Raw genomic sequence first — 20,282 nt, forward strand, 5'->3', positions numbered from 1 at the left:
CTATGCAATCATCTGATCACCATCTGGCATTTACCGGCAGAACCCTTGATCCGCAGGCGGAAAAGCGCAGTGAAAACTGCCTGCCTGAGGCTTTGGCAAATCCTGATGCACAATTTTTGCTACTGGCTCGAAACAAGGTCATCCTGAAAACAGTGCCAGAGGGTCATCATCGTGCTTTGTTTGGCAAGGCAGAGCTAATTGCTTTGCACCCAGACATAGCGCTTGAAAACAATGACGGGCTGATTTTGCTTGGCGAAACCGACGGCATTGCCTATCTGGCTTTGGCGCTCGACCTTGATCCGGACACTCTTGAAGCCCCCTATTCAGCGGCAGAATACCGCTCGCTCTATACACATCAGCTGTTACCTGCCGATATTGCCGGTATGATTGCTCAGGCGGCAGCATTATTGGCGTGGCATCATAGCCATCGTTTTTGCGGGCGCTGCGGCCACCGGACAGAAATGCGAATCGGTGGTTTCAAACGTAGTTGTTTGCAATGTCAGGCAGAGCATTTTCCGCGCACGGATCCGGTGGTGATTATGCTGGTGACACATCGCTCCGAAGCGGGCGAACGCTGCCTGCTGGCACGGGGCGCGCATTTTGCGCCACTGACCTATTCGTGCCTAGCCGGTTTTGTAGAACCCGGAGAAACCATTGAAAATGCGGTACGCCGCGAAGTGCGCGAAGAATCGGGTATTAATACCGGCCTTGTGACCTATCATGCCAGCCAGCCATGGCCGTTTCCCTATTCGCTGATGATCGGATGCTATGCACAAGCGCTGTCAGATACTTTAACACTTGATCATGACGAGCTGGAAGACGGGCGCTGGTTCAGCCGTGAAGAGGCAATTGCTATGCTTAATCACAGCCACGCTCAGGGATTACGCACGCCCCCTGCCGGTGCCATTGCCAGCACCTTGATCCGCCATTGGGCAGAAAATCCATAAATAAAAACGCCGGATGCTGCACAGATTTGAATTCTGTATAGAGCTCCGGCGCTTTTCAATGAGATTTAAAACCTATTCGGCAGCCAGCAATTTCTGACGCTTTTCATTACCGGAATATACCCCCACAATCCGCACTTCATTGGTGAAGAAGGCCAGCTCCTCCAAAGCCATTTTAACGGAGTGGTCATCCGGATGACCTTCAATATCCGCATAAAATTGTGTGGCGCGGAATGTGCCGCCAATCTGGTAGCTTTCCAGCTTGGTCATGTTGATGCCATTGGTGGCAAAGCCGCCCATTGCCTTATAAAGCGCTGCGGGAACGTTGCGGACACGAAAAACGAATGTTGTAACCATCAGTTCATCGGCTGAGATGCGTGGTGCCCACTGCTCCTGCTTCGACAAAACGATAAAGCGGGTCACATTGTTTTCAGAATCTTCAACATTCTCCTGAAGAATATCAAGGCCGTAAAGTTCTGCGGCCAGAAACGGTGCCAAAGCGGCCTTGGTTTTATCCGCCAACTCTGCAACCTGACGCGCGGCACCGGCGGTATCACCGGCGATTACCGGCTTCCAGCCATTGCCACGAATGATCTTGCGGCATTGGCCCAGCGCATGAATATGGCTGTGCACGCTTTTAATATCTTCAAGCTTGGTGCCGGGCAGCACCATCAGCTGAAAATGAATCGGCAGAAAATATTCACCAATAATATGCAGACGTGATTCCGGCAGCAAATGATGAATATCAGCCACACGCCCAGCCAGCGTATTCTCAATCGGGATCATTGCCAGATCAGCTTCGCCGCTTTCAACGGCATTAAATGCGTCTTCAAAAGTTGCGCAAGGCAGCGGCTCCATGGTGGGAAACATATTGCGGCAGGCTGTATCGGAATTAGCCCCCGGTTCACCCTGAAACGATATTTTATTGGTCTTCGCTGCCATTTTTGCTGCCTTTAATTGTTTCTTTTAACCATCATCCTGCCGCCATTAACGCGACAGAAACTGACGGGCTTTTTCCAGATCTTCCGGAGTGTCCACACCGAGCGGAACAGATTGAACCACTTCAACATCGATTCGCATACCCGCTTCAAGCGCACGTAACTGCTCCAGTTTTTCACGCAGTTCCAGCACTGAGGGGCCGATAGAGACAAACTTCTCCAATGCCGCGCGACGATAGGCATAAAGACCGATATGATGATAGAGCGGTCCTTCACCATAAGGTGCGGTTGCACGGGTGAAATAAAGTGCGCGCAATTTCTGCGGTGCCCCCCCAGATGATCCGAGCGGTGACCCGATAATTTTCACGACATTCGGATTGGTCTTTTCAGCCGGATCTGTGATCTCGACGGCCAGAGTTGCAATATCCGCATCCCCTTCCAGCAAAGGTAATAATGCGGTTTTAATAATCGCCGGATCAAGCGTTGGCAGATCACCCTGAACATTGATCACTGCGTCAAATTCTTTATCAGGATCAATGAGTTGAAGCGCTTCAAAAATACGGTCAGAGCCGGATTCATGATCGCTGCGCGTCATCACCGCTTCAAAACCGTGTGCCTCCACAGAAGCTTTAACCTCCGCGCTGTCGGTGGCCACGACCACGCGCCCCAGCATGGATGCCTGCGCGCGCTCTGCGACATGTACAATCATCGGCTTGCCGGCAATATCTGCCAGCGGCTTTCCCGGCAAGCGCGTGGAGGCCATACGCGCAGGGATCAGGATCAGTGATTTAAATGGCTTGGGCATAGGGGTTCATCCGAAAGTGTCAAAAAGTCACGGGTACTCATGTCCTTATAGGTGTTGCCAGCGCCAAGCAAAAGACCTAGTTTCCGGCAAAAGTCGGTAATGGGGGACTTATGCCTATCAGGGCATAACTGTTATTACCGCTATGTAAAAGGCGTTGGGGAAGAGGAGCGCTAGCGGCACCATGGAATCATCTCAATCCAACAAGTTCATCATGGCCTTTCTGGCCACTGTATTTGTGGTTATGACCATCGGTATTACTTCCGATGCTATATTTACAACTTCGCATCCTGAGCAACCAGGGTTTGCGATTGCTGCGGCTGAAGGCGGCGCACCGGCTGCCGGGGCTAAAGAAGCTGCCGTCGTCGTGCCAATTGCAACCCTGCTCGCATCTGCTGATCCGGCACGCGGCGCCAATGTTTTCAAACGTTGTGCAGCTTGCCATACCAGTGAAAAAGGTGGCGCCAACAAAGTTGGTCCGCATCTCTTTGACGTTGTGAACCGTCCGATCGCAACTGTTGATGGCTTCAGCTATTCAGCAGCGATGAAAGAATTTGCGCAAGGCGGCAAGGAAGTTTGGGATTTTGATCATCTCAATAAATTCCTGACTTCACCTAAAGGTTATATCAAAGGTACAGCCATGGGCTTTGCCGGAGATAAAAAAGACAATGAGCGTGCTGATCTGATTGCATATTTGCGTTCACTTTCAGATAATCCTGCTCCTTTACCAGCGGTTGAAGAAACGGCTCCTGCAGAAGAAAAGCCGGCTGAAACGCCAGCCGCTGCACCGGAAGCACCTGCCCAGCAGCCTGCAACCAATAACTGAGTAAAACTCAGTTTCCCATCATAAAGCCGGGCTCAATGCCCGGCTTTTATTTTAGAGCATTTTGAGTTCAAGAAAGGTTTTCTCATGTCCGATGAACCAATCGTACGCGACAGCAATGGTGCCCAGTTGCAGGACGGCGACAGCGTTACCCTGATCAAAGATCTGAAGGTCAAAGGCACGTCAGAGACAATCAAACGCGGCACATTGGTGAAAAACATTCATCTTAATGGTCGTGCCGGCGAAGTTGAATGCAATACCAAGCAGGTTAAAGGGCTGGTTCTGAAAACAGAATTTGTCAAAAAAGCCTGATCAGATATTCAAGATTGTTTTCCGATCGACGTAAACACAATGTAACAATGTGCTGCCAGTGATTATGCCTGTCACAGAGCTGTCAGCACATTTTCCGTGTTTTAAATAGACCGGTTTTCTACCACCGGTGGCGCTAACCAGCCGCATTACAAAGATTTAATTTCATTCTGCCCGTTTATGACCCGTTTCTGCCTGCTTTGGCTTTTATTTCATCCAAGTATCATTACAGTAGCGCCAATATATGCGTAGCAATTGATAGGGTGGCGGAATGAAAGCAGCGTTGCGGATAATGCTTATTGCAGGTTTGAGCCTGTGCAGCAGTCTGGTTCAAGCTCAAGATCAGGCGCAAGAGGCCACATTACCCTGGCGGCATGCCAACAGCCTGACAGGCAAGCCTAAATATCCGCAAGGCTTCAAACATTACGACTATGTCAACCCGCAAGCGCCTAAAGGCGGTGCGCTCAATCAGGTGACTGTCGGCACGTTTGACACACTCAATCCCTATGTTGTGCAAGGTGTGCCTGCCGCAGGTCTGTCCAATTTTGGCGGCGGTATGCTCTATGACACTTTGATGGATCAATCCATGGATCAAAGCTCAGCCTCCTACGGGCTGATTGCTGAAGCCATGCAATATCCGGATGATTTTTCATGGGTAAAATTTCGCATCAACCCCAAAGCCTATTGGCATGACAAAACACCTATCACTGCAGATGATGTCATCTGGTCGTTTATTACGCTGAAAAAACAGTCACCACTCTATAATCGCTACTATGCGGATGTGGTGAAAGCGGAAAAAACCGGCGATAATGAAGTGACTTTTACCTTTGACAAAAGCGGTAATCGTGAATTGCCGAGCATTATGGGCGATCTGGTTGTGCTGCCTAAACATTGGTGGGAAGGCAAAGATAAAAACGGTAAACAACGCGACATCAGCCGCCCGACCCTCGAAATACCGCTTGGTTCCAGTGCCTATAAAATCGGCTCGGTCAATGCAGGCAAAGCCATTACCTGGCAGCGCGTTGAGGATTACTGGGCAAAAGATCAGCCGACACATGTTGGCCGCTATAATTTTGATCAGGTAAAATACGAATATTTCATGAGCAATGACGCAACATGGGAAGCCTTCAAAAAAGGCGGCACCTATGATTTTCGTCAGGAAAACATCGCCCAGCGCTGGCAGGAACAGTATAATTTTCCGGCTGTTGAGCGCGGCGATGTGATCAAGAAGAGCTTCCCCATCCATTCAGCCGGACGCATGCAGGGCGTGTTTTTGAATACCCGTAAAGCAAAGTTTCAGGATGTGCGCGTGCGTGAAGCGCTTAATGCGGTATTCGACTTTGAAAGCATGAACCGTGTGCTGTTCTTCAACCAGTATAAACGTATTGAAAGCTATTTTGCCGGTATTGATCTTGCCTCATCCGGTCTGCCGTCTCCGGAGGAACTCAAAATTCTGGAAACGGTGCGCGGTGAAGTTCCGGAAGAGGTTTTCACCAAAGCCTATAAATTGCCGGTTTTTGATACACCACAAGCTATGCGTACCAATCTGCGTCATGCCATTGACTTGTTTGCTGAAGCCGGATGGAAAGTCAAAGACGGTAAACTTATCAATGCAAAAGGTGATATTTTCACGCTGGAGTTTCTGAGCAGCGATCCAAGTCAGGAGCGCGTTGTTAATCCCTATATCAACAATCTGCGCCGCATAGGCGTTAATGCATCCTTGCGAGTTGTTGACGATGCTCAATATCAGGCACGGCTCAATGATTTTGATTATGACGCCACAACTATGGTTGTCGTGCAAAGCCAATCGCCCGGCAATGAACAGCGCGAAATGTGGGGCAGTCAGTCTGCCGACATAAAGGGTAGCAAGAATTATGCCGGCATTAAAAATCCGGCGATCGACAAGCTGGTTGACCGTGTTGTTTATGCCAAAGATCGCGATGAACTGGTTGCGGCCACACGCGCGCTCGATCGGGTGCTGCTCTGGAATTATTATACCGTACCGCAATGGTATTCCGACACGATCAATATCGCTTATTGGAACAAGTTGGGCATGCCTGAAACTCAACCGGATTATGCAGGGATTGATCCGTTTTCATGGTGGGTAAAGCCTAAAAAATAAACGTAAAGAGGGGCAATCATGTCAGTCCGGACCGCTGAAGAATATACAGGGCTTAGCCGCCGCACATTGATGAAAGCCAGCCTTACATTAAGTGCTGCCGCAGCCCTGAGCGGCAGCCTGCCATTTCGTGCAAGCGCCTTGATTATGGAAAGTGAGCCCAGCCACGGGCTGGCCGTGTTTGACGATCTGAAATACCCGGCAGATTTCAGTCACTTTTCTTATGTCAATCAAGAGGCGCCCAAAGGCGGAAGCTTTATCTTTTCAGCCAATGACTGGACATATAACCAATCACCTAACACCTTTAACACGCTCAACAGCTTCTCTTCAAAAGGGGATGCGCCGCCACGCATGGAACTGTGCTTTGACAGCCTTATGGTGCGCTCAAATGATGAGCCGGATGCGGTTTATGGCCTGATTGCACAAGATGTGGCGGCGGCAGAAGACGGCAAAAGCTATGTCTTTAATTTAAATCCAAGTGCGCGTTTTCATGATGGCACACCGCTAACCGCAGAAGATGTGGCTTTCAGCTATCAATTGCTGCGCGCGCAGGGGCATCCTGCCATACAATTGCTGTTACATTCACTTTTTGATGCCAAGGCCGAAAATGATTATCGTTTGCGGCTCACATTGACCGGTGAGAACCCGAAGCAAAACCGCCGCGCCATTTTGGATATGGTGCAATTGCCGGTATTTTCACAACGCTATTACCAGAATAATACATTTGAAAAAAACACGCTGGAAGCACCGCTTTCCTCTGGCGCCTATAAAGTGGGCGCCCGCACTGCGGGGCAGTTCATCACCTATCAACGCGTTGAAGACTATTGGGCAAAAGACCACCCCACCCAACGCGGTCTGAATAATTTCGACCAGATCCGTATTGAGTTTTTCCGTGATGCGCAACCGGCTTTTGAGGCTTTCAAAAAAGGTGATCTGCATTGGCGTTCAGAAAATATCTCTAAAACCTGGGCGACAGAATATAATTTCGAGGCCATCCGCACCGGCAAAGTTATCAAGGCGCCGGAGCCGGCATTTCAAATGCCGACACTACAAGGCTGGGCATTAAACCAGCGCCGCGAACGGTTTAAAGATTCGCGTGTGCGGGAGGCCATTGCGCTTTGCTTTGATTTTGAATGGAGCAATAAAAACCTGTTTTACGGGCTCTATGAACGGCTGCAATCCTGTTTCAGCAATTCGCCCTATATGGCAACAGGCAAGCCCGGTGCTGAAGAGGAAGCGATTATCAACCGCCATGCGCAATTGCTGGATGCACCGCTTAAGCAAGCTCTGCTTGAAGCGCCTGTGACCATGACGGTCAATGATGGCACAGGGCGCAACCGTGAACAGCTGCGACGTGCCGCCAGCCTGATGAAAGATGCCGGTTTCGACCGTAAAGGCGACTGGCTTACGGATAAAAACGGCAAGGTTTTTCAGCTGGAGATTCTCAACAACTCTGAAAATTTCAACCGTATCTACAATCCTATGATCAAAAACCTGCGTGCCATCGGCATCAATGCCACGATCCGCATGGCAGAGGCTGCAAATTATCAGGCACGTCTACAAAGTTTTGACTTTGATATGATGGGTGCAGCCATGCGCTTTTCACCGACACCGACAAGTGAAACTTTGCGCAACTTCTTTGGTTCAGACAGTGCGGAGCTTTCCGGCAGCTGGAATTTTCCTGGCATTCATGACCCGCTGGTTGATGCCCTGATCAATGATATTAACAATGCCAATAGCCGTGCCGATCTGACCAATATTATGCGTGTGCTTGACCGGTTGCTGCGTTACCGCCGCGATTGGATTCCAAACTGGACCAGCCCCGCACAGCTTATCAGCTACTGGGATCGCTTTGGACAAGCAGCGCCAAGACAGGCCTATGGCGACAGCCCCGAAACAAATTGGTGGCTCGATAAAGAAAAAGCCGCAAAAATTGGTAAAGCTTAATTCAGTTCTATGATGTAAGTTTGAAAAAAATTAGATAAAACAAACAGGATTTTTACGCTGATGGGCGCTTATATTTTCCGACGCCTGCTGCTCATGATTCCGACTATTCTTGGTATCATGGCCGTTTCTTTTGCCGTTATTCAGTTCGCTCCAGGCGGCCCCGTAGAGCGCGTGATTGCGCAATTGCAGGGTCAGGGCGGCGATGCAATGGACAGGATTTCCGGTGGTGGCGCTGATGCTGGTGCGGCATCCTTAGACAGTGGCGGCTCGTCAAAATATCGTGGCGCCCAAGGGCTTGATCCTGAGTTTATTGCCAGTCTTGAAAAGCAGTTCGGTTTTGACAAGCCTCCGCTGGAACGCTTCGGGCAGATGTTGTGGAACTATGCGCAGTTTGATTTTGGCCGCTCCTATTTCCGCGATATTGACGTGATTGATCTGATCAAAGAAAAGCTTCCGGTCTCAATTTCACTCGGCCTGTGGCTCACGCTGATATCCTATATGATCTCCATACCGCTTGGTATTGCTAAAGCGGTGCGTGACGGTTCGCGCTTTGATGTGTGGACCAGCGCCGTGATTATTGTCGGTTATGCAATTCCGAGCTTTCTGTTTGCGATTATGCTGATTGTGTTTTTTGCCGGCGGATCATTTCTCGACTGGTTTCCGCTACGCGGCCTGACCTCGCCGGATTTTGACCAGATGAGCCTGTGGGGCAAAGCTGTTGATTATATCTGGCATATGGCTTTGCCGGTGCTGGCGCTGGTGCTGTCAGCCTTTGCTACCACAACCTTGCTGACCAAAAATTCGTTTCTGGAAGAAATTCGCAAACAATATGTCACCACTGCACGCGCCAAAGGCTTGAGCGAACGGCAAGTGCTGTATGGCCATGTTTTCCGTAATGCGATGCTGATCGTTATTGCCGGTTTTCCCGGTGCTTTTATCTCGGCGTTTTTTACCGGTTCGCTCTTGATCGAAACGATTTTCTCGCTCGACGGGCTGGGGCTGCTTGGTTACCAATCGGTGCTCAACCGCGACTATCCGGTGGTGTTTGCCAACTTGTTTATTTTATCACTCATCGGCTTGCTGGTCGGCCTTATCTCCGATCTCACTTATACGTGGATTGATCCGCGGATCGACTTTGACCGGAGGGATGTGTAATGAGCGACATCTCTTTACCACGCCCTGTTGCGGCGCCCGTAGCGCCGGTTAAACGCCCGTGGTTATCACCGCTCAATATGCGCCGCTGGCGTAATTTTAAAGCCAACCGCCGTGGCTGGTGGTCCTTATGGCTATTCCTGTTCTTGTTTATCGCTTCGCTGTTTGCGGAGTTTATCGCCAATGACAAGCCTATCCTGGTGTCATACAAAGGCGAAATTCTGATGCCGGTACTGGTGGATTATCCGGAAGAAAAATTCGGTGGTTTCTACGCGGTCACCGATTATCGCGATCCGGTGATACAAGATGAGATTAACCAGAATGGCTGGGCAGTCTGGCCACCGGTGCGCTATTCCTACCGTACCGTGAATAATGACATTCCTGAAGCGGCGCCTTCCAGACCTTTCTGGCTGATGTCGAAAGAGGAGCGCTGCGTTCGTTATCCTGACGGCAGCGAAGATCCTAATTGCACCCTTGGTAATATGAACTGGCTCGGGACCGATGATCAGGCGCGCGATGTGTTTGCCCGCGCGCTTTACGGATTTCGCATTTCCGTGCTGTTCGGTCTGATTCTTACTGCTTTTTCGGCGGTCATCGGCGTAACTGCTGGTGCTGTACAGGGCTATTTCGGCGGTTGGGTTGACCTGCTGTTCCAGCGGTTTATTGAAATATGGTCTTCAATACCCGTGCTGTATCTGTTGCTGATAATCGCCGCTATCCTACCGCCGGGCTTCTGGATATTACTGTTTATTATGCTGTTATTCTCGTGGGTCTCTTTTGTCGGCATTGTGCGGGCGGAGTTCCTGCGGGCGCGCAACTTTGAATATGTGAATGCAGCGCGCGCTTTGGGCGTTGGTAACCGCACCATCATGTGGCGGCACTTACTGCCCAATGCCATGGTGGCAACGCTAACCTTTCTACCTTTCATCCTCAACGGTTCAATCACAACGCTGACTTCGCTCGATTTTCTGGGCTTTGGTCTGCCGCCGGGTTCTGCATCGCTGGGTGAAATGCTGGCACAGGGTAAAAATAACCTGCAAGCACCATGGCTGGGTATAACCGGCTTTATTGTCATCTCCCTGATGCTGTCACTGCTGATCTTTGTCGGTGAAGCGGTGCGCGATGCCTTTGATCCGCGAAAGGCTTTCAAATGAGCAACCATCAAGAAGCCGATACGCTGCTGAGCATCCGTGATTTGTCGATTGCCTTTCATCAGGACGGGCAAGAGCGCGTTGCGGTCGATCATATTTCCTTCGACATCCGCAAAGGTGAGACTGTAGCGCTGGTGGGTGAATCCGGCTCGGGCAAATCAATTTCAGCTCTGTCGGTGCTGAAATTGCTGCCTTATCCAACAGCCAGCCATCCCTCGGGTCAGATTATTTTCAAAGGCGAAGACACGCTGACACTGTCAGACCACAAGCTGCGCGGGCTTCGTGGCAATGATATTGCGATGATCTTTCAGGAGCCGATGACCTCGCTTAATCCGCTGCATGTGGTGGAACGCCAAATCGGTGAAATCTTGCGGCTGCATCAGGGTATGAGCGAAAAACAAGCGCGAGCACGTACATTGGAGCTACTTGAAGAGGTTGGCATCCGTGAACCTGAAAAGCGCCTGCAATCATATCCGCATCAGCTTTCGGGCGGGCAGCGCCAGCGCGTAATGATCGCAATGGCACTGGCCAACAAGCCGGAGCTGCTGATTGCCGATGAGCCAACCACAGCGCTAGATGTGACTGTGCAGGCGCAGATTTTGCAATTACTGGCCGATCTGAAGCATAGCAAAGGCATGTCGATGCTGTTCATCACCCATGATCTGGGTGTGGTGCGCAAAATTGCAGACCGCGTTTGTGTGATGCATCAGGGCAAGATTGTTGAAACCGGCAAAACGGAAGATATTTTCACCAATCCGCAGCATGATTATACCAAGCATCTTCTGAGTGCCGAGCCTAAAGGCAAACCGTTGCCAGCGCTTGATGATGCGCCGCTGGTTATGACCGGCGATGATATTAAGGTGTGGTTTCCGATCAAAAAAGGGTTTTTGCGCAAGACCGTTGATCATGTGAAAGCCGTTGATGGTATTAATATTGAGCTGCGTGCCGGTCAGACACTCGGGGTTGTGGGTGAATCCGGCTCCGGCAAAACCACGCTCGGCCTTGCTTTGTCGCGCATGATCTCCTCGCAAGGGGCGATCCGTTTTGAAGGCAAAAATATTGATCAATATTCTTTTCAGGATATGCGCCCGTTACGCCGCGAAATGCAGATTGTGTTTCAAGACCCTTTCGGCTCCCTGTCACCAAGAATGTCGGTGGCAGAGATTATTGCCGAGGGCTTGCAAGTGCATGAGCCGAAACTCACTGCCGATGAGCGCGATGCCAAAGTGATAGCCGCTTTGCATGAGGTTAATCTTGATCCTGAAAGCCGGTTTCGCTATCCGCATGAGTTTTCCGGCGGTCAGCGCCAGCGCATTGCCATAGCACGCGCTATGGTGCTCAATCCGCGGTTTGTGATGCTGGATGAACCGACATCGGCGCTGGATATGAGCGTGCAGGCACAGGTTGTCGAGCTCTTGCGTAATCTGCAGCAAAAGCACAATCTCAGCTATCTGTTTATCAGTCATGATCTGCGTGTGGTTAAGGCACTGGCCAATTATGTGCTGGTGATGCGCAATGGTAAGGCAGTGGAATATGGCCCCGCGAAAGAAATCTTCGAGGCACCGAAAACCGATTACACACGGGCATTGATGGCAGCCGCCTTCCATCTGGAAACGGCTGAAAAGGGAGTGGTAAATCAATGAATGTAGCAATAAAGACCAAGGGAAAAGTCTATTTTGCCGTCAGCGGCTGGGATCCTGAAATCTGGATCAAGGCCTTTGCCAAACATGCCCCCGACCGTGAGGTCGTAACGCAGGTGCAGCCCGGTGATGAGGCCGCAATTGATTACGCGCTAGTGTGGAAACAACAGCCGGGCTCGCTCGCAAATCTGCCTAATCTGAAAGTGATTTTTTCGCTCGGCGCCGGTGTGGATCATATCTTCCACGATAGTCAGGTGCCGGATGTACCGATTGTACGTACAGTATCGCCTGATCTGACCATGCGGATGAGCGAATATGTAGTTTGGCAGGTGCTGGATCACCATCGCCTCGGCGCGCAATACCGCGCCCAACAGTTGAAAAAACTTTGGCTTGAAGACCGCCGCCAGCCTGCTGCCAGTGAAGTCACTATTGGTATTATGGGGCTTGGTATTCTTGGTCGTGATGCGGCAGAAAAGCTTAAAACTCTTGGCTTTCAGGTCAATGGCTGGAGCCGCCGCCCGCAACAGCTGGAAGGTGTAACCACCTATCATGGCAAAGACGGGTTGAGCGATTTTTTGAAAACGGCTGATATTCTGGTCTGTTTGCTGCCGCTGACACCGGATACCAAAGGCGTGCTGTCGATGGCTCTGTTTGGCCGGATGAAAGAAGACGGGCCGCTTGGCGCTCCTATCCTCATCAATGCAGGACGTGGTGGATTGCAGAATGAAGCAGATATTCTGACAGCATTGGAGCGTGACCTGCTCTCTGCAGCATCCCTTGATGTGTTTGAAAAAGAACCATTGCCTGAATCAAGCCCGCTATGGTCACATCCCAAAGTTACGATAACACCGCATGCCGCAGCCAGCTCTTCAGCTAATGCACTTGCCCCTGAAATTGTGCAGATGATGGCCAATTATGAGCGCGACGGCACATTGATCAATCTTGTCGACCGCGAAAAGCAATATTGATGATATAACCGGCCGGAGTGAAATGCTCTAAAGCGTTTTTACTTTTCTTTGAAGCTGAAAAACCGCTCTATCTGTTTGTTTAAAAGCAGTGTCGGACGGAAAACCGGTTCCCACTTTTCCTGAAACTGCTCTGACCGGTTATAAAGCACTGATAGCGCCTTGCGCGCTGATCATCAGGCTCTTCTGATCCAGTGCCGCATAATGCTTATGATCCAGCTGGAGCGCGCATGGCGTTTGCAGCCCCATTTCCTGCGCTACGATCAAGCCGAGCAGCAAAATAGCATCCGGTTCATGCAAAATAATTGCTGCAGGCGCCAGTTTTGCATAAACCAGCTCCAGCAACACGGCCGCTGCTGATGAAGAGCCGACCGTGGCAGGCAGACACAAAATTTTACCCGCAACCGAGCAACCAAATTGCGGATGGCGAATATTGGCGATTAGTCCGGTTTGCGGGTTAACCCCGCCCCAAAAACTGATCGGCGCGGTCAGGGCAAAACCTGTTGCGGTAACAGCCGCACCGGCAATCAGCACTTTAGCCTGTCGTGATTGTTTAACTATGCCTTTAACCATGCCGGTCACCCTGCCCGGTTGAAAAGCACACCCGACCACTCACAGCACTTTCCACACATTCAGACAATGAGCCATACACCACACCATAACCGGTATTGCCGGGCGCATAATGGGCAAATTTTCCGGAATTGGTCATTAAAACAGCCCCCGCTTTTTCCGGCAGGATCGGCGTTACCACCACACATGTATCCGCCACAATGATCACGCCTGCGCGTTCCAGCCTTTGCCTGCGGTTATCCTTATCCAGTTCACGCAAAACATGGCGACCGGTGCAGGCATAAAGCGGAACCGCAAGCTGCCGTTCTGCTATCACCGCTTCCAGTGCATCAAACTCGGCCAGTGAGAGATGCGGACTACCAATCGCCACCGCATCGATCTGCTCTGCAATAACGGTTGAAAGATGCCGGCGTGCATCCTGCAGCATTTGCGACGTGATTTTGATAGTTTCCAGCGGTGCAGAACCATGTAATGCCGTTGCACTATCCGGTGCCTCAGGTGTGCGCCCTGCAACATGAAACAGGCCAACCGCCCCCGATGATGCGGCGGCGGCTCCAAAGGCCTTCAGATCATCTTCCGCCAGATCATTCAGGATATGCCCCGCAATAACGCCAATAGAATCACCAATCAGCCTGCCATAAAGATTGCCGAGCACCGGCCATACCACCGGTTGTCTGAGTATTTGCGAATTTAGCTCTGAAATATCAACCAGCACTGTGGCGCGGCGATTCTCAGGACGGTGCAGGCCGTAATCCGGTGCAAGACCGGCGATAGCGCAGGCAATATCTAAATAATCGCCATAACGGTTGGTACGGGCTCCAAGCACGGAATTGCAAAATACCACCGCATTGGATTCGCCCCATGCCACATCCGTGCCGGTGAGCGGGCGATGCCCCGCCTGATAGGGTGCACAAGTCCATGACGGTTCGCAACCAAGCCTGATATAGGCCCGCATCATGCGCTTGGCCATTGCAGCTTGATGTGCAGGTAAGCGGTTGCCGGAGCAGCCGGTTAAATCCAGTGAACCGACATTGAGTGTGGCGCGGACACTGACTTTCGCCTGCCCTTCGACCAGCTTTTCAGCAAAATAAGTGCCGCTGTCACCATGATAAAGCGCACCGTCAATATGTGCCGAGGCAATGGGGATGAGGCGCCGGGCACCCATTAATTCAGCAGTTCTGGCAACAATGCGCAAAGCCATTGCCGCGCCTTCGCCCTTACTGCCATTGATTATCGCCCGTTCATTATCACCAAGCTCGAGCGCCATGCTGTTCCCCTCTGTTGCAGCTATTTTAAGAGGTTTATTGCGCGGCTTTGTTCTGCTTACGATATTTAATCGTCTCAAAACGCGCCGACAGCGCATCATAGAGCAGCAACCGGCCCAAAAGCAGCTCACCAATACCGGTAATCAGCTTGATCACCTCCATAGCCTGCAATGAGCCAAGGATGGCAGGTAGTGCCCCGATCACGCCCGCCTCTGCACAGGAAGGAATCACGCCTTCCGGCGGCGGCTCAGGAAAAAGGTCGCGATAATGTGGATATGCGACACCTTCAGCATCGCTTTCATAGGGCTTCAATACTGTTATAGAACCGTCAAAACGCCCCATTGCCGCAGTGACGAGTGCCTTACTCAACAGAGCTGCCTGATCGGCAATCAGATAACGGGTCGCAAAATTATCTGAACCATCGACAATGATGTCGTAGCCGGAAAACAGCTCTGCCACATTATCAGGCGTTAAACGCAGCGTATGACAGTTCACCGCAATATGCGGGTTGATGCGCTGCATCTTGGCTGCGGCGCTGGTGGTTTTGTTTTCACCGATGCTTTCAGTGTGATGAATAATCTGGCGCTGCAAATTCGACAATGTCACCATATCATCATCGACAATGCCAAGCTGCCCGACACCAGCTGCCGCCAGATAAAGCAAGGCAGGACTGCCAAGGCCGCCCGCACCAATCACCAGCACGCGTGCGGCTTTCAGCTTTTGCTGCCCTGCCCCGCCAATTTCCGGCAGAATAATATGGCGCGCATAACGCTCGATTTCGATTGTAGAAAAGGGTTTTTCTTGTGTGCTCATCGTTAAAGATTAGCGCAACATTGCTATAGTTTCAAACACGATCCCGCTTTTCAAACAGAAGCATGGGTTTCAAATATTATAAGGTGTGAGGCTCGCCGCACTGACATTAAAAAACTGCGCCTCGCCTTTCAGATCACGAAACAGCGCCTGATCAGTGCCGGTCATAAAAGACTGTGCGCCCAGATCATCAATAATCGCGAATAGAGCGGCACGTCTGCCTTCATCCAGATGCGCCGCAATTTCATCTAGCAGCAATACCGGTGCCATGCCGGTAAGGCTGGAGGTAAGGCGTGCATGGGCAAGCACCAACCCGATCAGCAATGCCTTTTGCTCGCCTGTAGAAGACAGGCTAGCGGGCATGGCTTTCGGCCGGTGATGCACAATCATATCGGTGCGATGCGGACCATCGAGTGTGCGGCCTGCCGCACGGTCACGCCCGCGCATATCGCGCAACTGACGCCTGAAATTCTCTTCCAGATCAAGAGCGGCCTCAAGACGGATGCGCCCCTCCAGTTCCCCTTCCAGAAAACAGTCTACTTTCGGAAACGGACTGTCATCCGGCGCCTGCTCAATCATTGCTGCAATCAGGCTGATCAGCTCGGCGCGCGCGGCGGCTATTGCCGTGCCAAGCTCGGCCATCTGCGCTTCAATTGCATCAAGCCAGCCTGCATCGCTGTTATAATCAGAGACCAGGCGGTTGCGGCTGCGCATCGCTTTTTCATAATCCAGCACCCGTTTGCCGTGGCTGACATCAATCGCCAGCACCATACGATCCAGAAAACGGCGCCGGTCACTGCCTGAACCGGTAAACAAGCCATCCATTGCCGGAATAAGCCAAATGATACGAGAATATTCGAGCAGCTGATCGGCACTTGCCGGTGCACCATGAATGCGCACTTTGCGTCCGGTATCACCATTGCTGCCTGCAAGCCCTGTACCGATTTCAACCTCGCCATAGCTTGGTGATTCCAGCATCGCATGAATGGCAAAGCCATCCACTGCTCCGTTTTGGCTGACATCGGCATAGGCAGCACGCCGCATGCCGCGCCCCGGCGACAAAAAGGAGACAGCCTCCAGCAGATTGGTCTTGCCTGCACCATTCTCGCCTGTCAGCACCACATGCCCGCCGCTTAACGGCAAAGTCAGGTTGGCATAATTGCGAAAAGAGTTAAGTCGCAGACGACGGAAACTCACCCGATCGCTGCGACTTAATAATGGTACCTGAATATGATTATCTTTGCTCACCGGATGATTTATACACGCATCGGCATCAAAACATAGATCAGATGCTCATCGCCCTCATCGCGCACCAGCATTGGTGAACCGGCATCCGCTAACATGAATACGGCCTCTTTGCCCGAAAGCTGGCCGGTAATATCCAGCAGATATTTCGAGTTAAAGCCGATTTCCATCGCCTCATTATCATAATCAGCCGGCACTTCATCGGTTGCGCTGCCAGAATCAGGATTATTGACGGTGAGTGTCAGAAGACCATCTGAAATGCTCAGCTTAACCGCGCGGCCTTTTTCATTGGAGATCGTGGATACACGATCAACCGCTGCGGCAAAGCTCTGACGGTCAATCGTCAGCTTGCGATCATTGCCAGCCGGAATCACCCGCTTATATTCAGGGAAAGTGCCGTCGATCAGTTTTGAGGTCAAAACCACAGTGCCGACAGTGAAACGGATTTTAACATCCGAAACTTCAATCATCACCTGAGTGTCCGGCAGATCAACCAGCTTTTGCAATTCCGCGACGGTTTTGCGCGGAATAATAATTGCAGGCATGCCTTCAGCACCGCTTGGTGCCTCCATAGCCGCGCGTGCAAGACGGTGACCATCGGTCGCGACAGCGCGCAGCTCCAGACGCCCGTCTTCCTCGCCGGCATAAAGATGAATACCGTTGAGGTAATACCGGGTTTCTTCCGTTGAGATAGCAAAATTTGTGCGATCGATCAGGCGCTTTAAAGCTGAAGCCTCCATACGGAATGTATGCGTGAAAACACCGGCTGTCAGTTCAGGAAAATCGGATTGTGGCAAGCACTGCAAACGGAATGATGAGCGGCCGGAAACAACCGACATTGCTGTGCCGTCTTCATTATTGGCCAGCATCACTTCCGCACCATCCGGCAACTTGCGCACAATTTCATAAAGCAGATGCGCCGGAACCGTGGTGGCGCCCGTCACATCAATGGCGGCTTCAGTCGATTCGGTGACTTCAAGATCAAGATCTGTTGCCTTGAGCTTTAACACGCCGTCTTCGCCCTGCAACAGCACGTTGGAGAGAATCGGAATCGTATTCCGGCGTTCAACCACACGATGCACATGGTTGAGGGATTTAAGAAGATTGGATCGTTCAATGGTTACGCGCATGATGAACAGAACTCGCTAACATCTGTCCGGCAACAGACAGGTCTGCACCGGAGATCACGGCGCGACACGCGCCTATATGGACGGGTAAATTGCCAGAGTTTAAGGTTGTTTTGCAAGTCCGCAGACCGTCACAGAGCGATTTCCACTGTATATTATTACCTTAACAGCGCAAAACCCGGGTGGATTGCCCGATCCTACACAAAGCTCGTATAAACATTGCGTGCCGTGACAGCTGCCACGGCACAGAATCGCTCACACAAAATTTTAAGCGGATTGATCGTTGATCAGGCGTTTCAGCAGTTCAAGCTCTTGCGCCAATTTCAGATCGGCGCCAACCAGATCTTCAATTTTACGCACTGCATGCAAAACAGTGGTGTGATCGCGTCCGCCAAAACGACGTCCGATTTCAGGCAGCGAGCGCGGGGTCAGCATTTTCGCCAGATACATCGCCACCTGACGCGGCTTCACGATTGTGCGTGTGCGGCGATTAGACAGCAAATCCTGCTTTGAAACATTGTAATGGCGGGCAACGATACGCTGAATTTCTTCAATGCGGATACGCTTTGGCTCGCCGGCGCGGGTCAGATGACCGAGCAATTCATCCACACGATCAATCGAGAGATTAGGTTCGAAAGACTGACGGAACAGCAGCTGATTGAAAGCACCTTCCAGCTCGCGGCCACTGCCGGTTACTGTGCGTGCAACATGCGCGAGAATTTCTTCGGAAATATGGATGTTGTGATCTTCAAGCTGCGCAGTTGTCAGACGACGCTTGAGCATTTCCAAACGCATTTCAAAATCCGGCGCTGCCATTTCGAGCGCCACGCCGCCCTGAAGACGCGAACGTACGCGCACATCAAGTGATTCCAGCTCTGATGGCGGACGGTCTGCAGCAACAACAACCTGTTTTGCACTGTCGAGCAGGGTATTGATCAGATGGCAGAACTCATGCTGGATGGATTTACCCTGCAGGAACTGCATATCATCAATGATCAACAGATCAATATCACGCAGCTGCTCTTTAAAGTTCAGCGCATTATTATCGCGAATAGCGGTTGCAAAACGCCACATGAAATATTCGGCGGTCAGATAAACAACACGCGGCTTATCCTGACGCTGCAAAGCGGTTGCAGCAATTGCCTGCAAAATATGGGTTTTACCAAGGCCAACAGACGCATGAATGAAAAGCGGATTGAAGCGCACGGCACTCGAGCCGGCTTCAGCAATGGTGCGCGCTGCAGCAAGTGCCACGCGGTTTGATGCACCATCAACAAAGCTCTCAAATGTATAGCGCGGATCAAGCGGGGAGCCTAGCACGGCGCCTGAGGCTGCACCTTGCGCTGCCGCTTCAACCTGGCTGGTACGCTTTTCAGCGGAAAAGCTCTGGCCAACCGGAAAGATAGTTTTTTCACGTGGCATTGCAGTGATCTGCGCCAATTCAGGCATCACAGCCGCAACCGGAGCCGCAGGGCGTGCAGCACGGCTCATCCCGCGCACAACAACTTCGACCTTCAGAATTTGCGGGTTTTCTTCCTGCCAGAGCAGGGTCAGCATTTCGGCATAATGGTTGTTGATCCAGGAGCGCAAAAAGGCAGTTGGCACTGAAAAACGCACAACGCTTTTTGAGACTTCATCCAGCTTCAGACGACCAAACCATGAAGAGAATATTTCACTGCCAACACGCGCTTTAAGCTTGCTCAGCAGTCGTTCAAAGGCCTCATCCGGAGAAGCGGTTGTTAAAGTCATATTCTCTTTCTCACTCATAAAATCCGGCACCAAAACCTCTTGAATTTGCGAAGCTGCACTGATCGTCGGGCATGGCTGGCTGGTTACGCTCATCACGCCCAGTTTTGCCTCATTCTTTGCAATCATTTCTGCCTCACATACTCGGTTCAGTTTTTATTGGTCGATGCCGGTACATCTTTTTCAGATGCTTGTTACAAAACGGTTCTGCCGGAACAGGTCACAGCATCCGTTCTCATTTTTTTGTTTTAGTTTTTCAGTGCTTTAGTTTTTAGTATCTCGTGTTTTTAAAGCTGCACCATTTTCGAAGCTGATCAATCTGATGATTTTTACGATCACGAAAACTATGCTGCGGACGTTCTCCTGCAATCTGAAACCCACAGGCTCCGACTCGTATTCTTTTCTGCCTCATGCTGATTGCCCGTATTGAACCATTCAACAACCTCTGTTTCCATCTGCGGTCACGCAAAACTTTTTTTAGGTTAATGATCGGTAAACCGCACCGAAACCTAATTTTAACCTCTTATAAGTGCGCGTTATTTTCTGAATGACAGCGAATTAATCCCGCCACAAAACATGCTTCACTTTAGCGGCACCGATCAGATTATTGTCCCACACGTTTTGCCCCCGCACATTCCTTACATTTCAAAGACACAAGAAATCTCATTCACAGAATTGAAAATTCTGCGTTAAACGCCTCATACACTTTGAAATTATATCCGGATGCCC

Annotated in this window: 16 protein-coding genes and 1 pseudogene; 9 read left to right on the forward strand and 8 right to left on the reverse strand. The window is 51.1% G+C overall.

What is annotated here, in order from left to right:
- Positions 1-2: 2 nt before the first annotated feature.
- Positions 3-947 (forward strand): NAD(+) diphosphatase, encoded by a 945-nt coding sequence (gene nudC / locus MP213Fo_RS06905; protein WP_421090887.1) that lies wholly within the window; start codon positions 3-5, stop codon positions 945-947.
- 72 nt (positions 948-1,019) lie between these two features.
- Here nudC and MP213Fo_RS06910 read toward each other — a convergent pair whose 3' ends face one another.
- Together MP213Fo_RS06910 and MP213Fo_RS06915 are read right to left on the reverse strand one after the other, a co-directional pair.
- Positions 1,020-1,886 carry a prephenate dehydratase gene (locus tag MP213Fo_RS06910; RefSeq protein WP_421090888.1) on the reverse strand — a complete coding sequence of 289 codons (867 nt, stop codon included), beginning with the start codon at positions 1,884-1,886 and terminating at the stop codon, positions 1,020-1,022.
- A gap of 45 nt (positions 1,887-1,931) precedes the next feature.
- Positions 1,932-2,687 (reverse strand): 3-deoxy-manno-octulosonate cytidylyltransferase, encoded by a 756-nt coding sequence (locus MP213Fo_RS06915; protein WP_421090889.1) that lies wholly within the window; start codon positions 2,685-2,687, stop codon positions 1,932-1,934.
- A gap of 181 nt (positions 2,688-2,868) precedes the next feature.
- Between MP213Fo_RS06915 and MP213Fo_RS06920 the strand changes: the two genes are divergently transcribed.
- From MP213Fo_RS06920 to MP213Fo_RS06955, 8 genes are all read left to right on the forward strand, one after another.
- Positions 2,869-3,510: a c-type cytochrome gene (locus MP213Fo_RS06920; RefSeq protein WP_421090890.1), complete on the forward strand. Its 642-nt coding sequence runs from the start codon at positions 2,869-2,871 to the stop codon at positions 3,508-3,510.
- Between the two features lie 84 nt (positions 3,511-3,594).
- Positions 3,595-3,819 carry an alkylphosphonate utilization protein gene (locus MP213Fo_RS06925; protein WP_421090891.1) on the forward strand — a complete coding sequence of 75 codons (225 nt, stop codon included), beginning with the start codon at positions 3,595-3,597 and terminating at the stop codon, positions 3,817-3,819.
- A 268-nt stretch (positions 3,820-4,087) separates the two neighbouring features.
- Entirely contained in the window at positions 4,088-5,938 is a 1,851-nt protein-coding gene (locus tag MP213Fo_RS06930; RefSeq protein WP_421090892.1) for an extracellular solute-binding protein, read from the forward strand.
- 69 nt (positions 5,939-6,007) lie between these two features.
- Positions 6,008-7,882: an extracellular solute-binding protein gene (locus MP213Fo_RS06935; RefSeq protein WP_421091053.1), complete on the forward strand. Its 1,875-nt coding sequence runs from the start codon at positions 6,008-6,010 to the stop codon at positions 7,880-7,882.
- Positions 7,883-7,942: 60 nt separating this feature from the next.
- Positions 7,943-9,037 carry a microcin C ABC transporter permease YejB gene (locus tag MP213Fo_RS06940; RefSeq protein ID WP_421090893.1) on the forward strand — a complete coding sequence of 365 codons (1,095 nt, stop codon included), beginning with the start codon at positions 7,943-7,945 and terminating at the stop codon, positions 9,035-9,037.
- Positions 9,037-10,188: an ABC transporter permease gene (locus MP213Fo_RS06945; RefSeq protein ID WP_421090894.1), complete on the forward strand. Its 1,152-nt coding sequence runs from the start codon at positions 9,037-9,039 to the stop codon at positions 10,186-10,188. The genes MP213Fo_RS06940 and MP213Fo_RS06945 overlap by 1 nt, the downstream gene beginning before the upstream one ends.
- On the forward strand, positions 10,185-11,828 hold the full coding sequence (locus tag MP213Fo_RS06950; protein WP_421090895.1) for an ABC transporter ATP-binding protein: 1,644 nt from the start codon (positions 10,185-10,187) through the stop codon (positions 11,826-11,828). Before MP213Fo_RS06945 ends, MP213Fo_RS06950 begins: the two co-directional genes overlap by 4 nt.
- Complete coding sequence (locus MP213Fo_RS06955; protein ID WP_421090896.1) at positions 11,825-12,793, forward strand: 2-hydroxyacid dehydrogenase; 969 nt, start codon at positions 11,825-11,827, stop codon at positions 12,791-12,793. The genes MP213Fo_RS06950 and MP213Fo_RS06955 overlap by 4 nt, the downstream gene beginning before the upstream one ends.
- A gap of 138 nt (positions 12,794-12,931) precedes the next feature.
- Here MP213Fo_RS06955 and MP213Fo_RS06960 read toward each other — a convergent pair whose 3' ends face one another.
- The 6 genes and pseudogenes from MP213Fo_RS06960 to dnaA all read right to left on the reverse strand — a co-directional run.
- Positions 12,932-13,363, reverse strand: coding sequence for an aconitase X swivel domain-containing protein (locus MP213Fo_RS06960; RefSeq protein WP_421090897.1), 432 nt, complete (start codon positions 13,361-13,363; stop codon positions 12,932-12,934).
- Positions 13,356-14,627 (reverse strand): aconitase X, encoded by a 1,272-nt coding sequence (locus MP213Fo_RS06965; protein ID WP_421090898.1) that lies wholly within the window; start codon positions 14,625-14,627, stop codon positions 13,356-13,358. Before MP213Fo_RS06965 ends, MP213Fo_RS06960 begins: the two co-directional genes overlap by 8 nt.
- A gap of 34 nt (positions 14,628-14,661) precedes the next feature.
- Positions 14,662-15,438, reverse strand: a complete 777-nt coding sequence (gene moeB, locus MP213Fo_RS06970) for a molybdopterin-synthase adenylyltransferase MoeB (protein WP_421090899.1) — start codon at positions 15,436-15,438, stop codon at positions 14,662-14,664.
- Between the two features lie 69 nt (positions 15,439-15,507).
- A complete protein-coding gene (gene recF, locus MP213Fo_RS06975) occupies positions 15,508-16,665 on the reverse strand; it encodes a DNA replication/repair protein RecF (RefSeq protein WP_421091054.1) in 1,158 nt (385 codons plus the stop codon).
- Positions 16,666-16,691: 26 nt separating this feature from the next.
- Positions 16,692-17,810, reverse strand: a complete 1,119-nt coding sequence (dnaN, locus tag MP213Fo_RS06980) for a DNA polymerase III subunit beta (protein WP_421090900.1) — start codon at positions 17,808-17,810, stop codon at positions 16,692-16,694.
- Positions 17,811-18,074: 264 nt separating this feature from the next.
- Positions 18,075-19,535 (reverse strand): annotated as a pseudogene (dnaA, locus tag MP213Fo_RS06985) (chromosomal replication initiator protein DnaA); the annotation flags it as partial.
- Positions 19,536-20,282 lie beyond the last annotated feature (747 nt).

Origin of the sequence: Pseudochrobactrum mosebachae (assembly GCF_048914685.1) — a bacterium.
GTDB lineage: Bacteria > Pseudomonadota > Alphaproteobacteria > Rhizobiales > Rhizobiaceae > Pseudochrobactrum.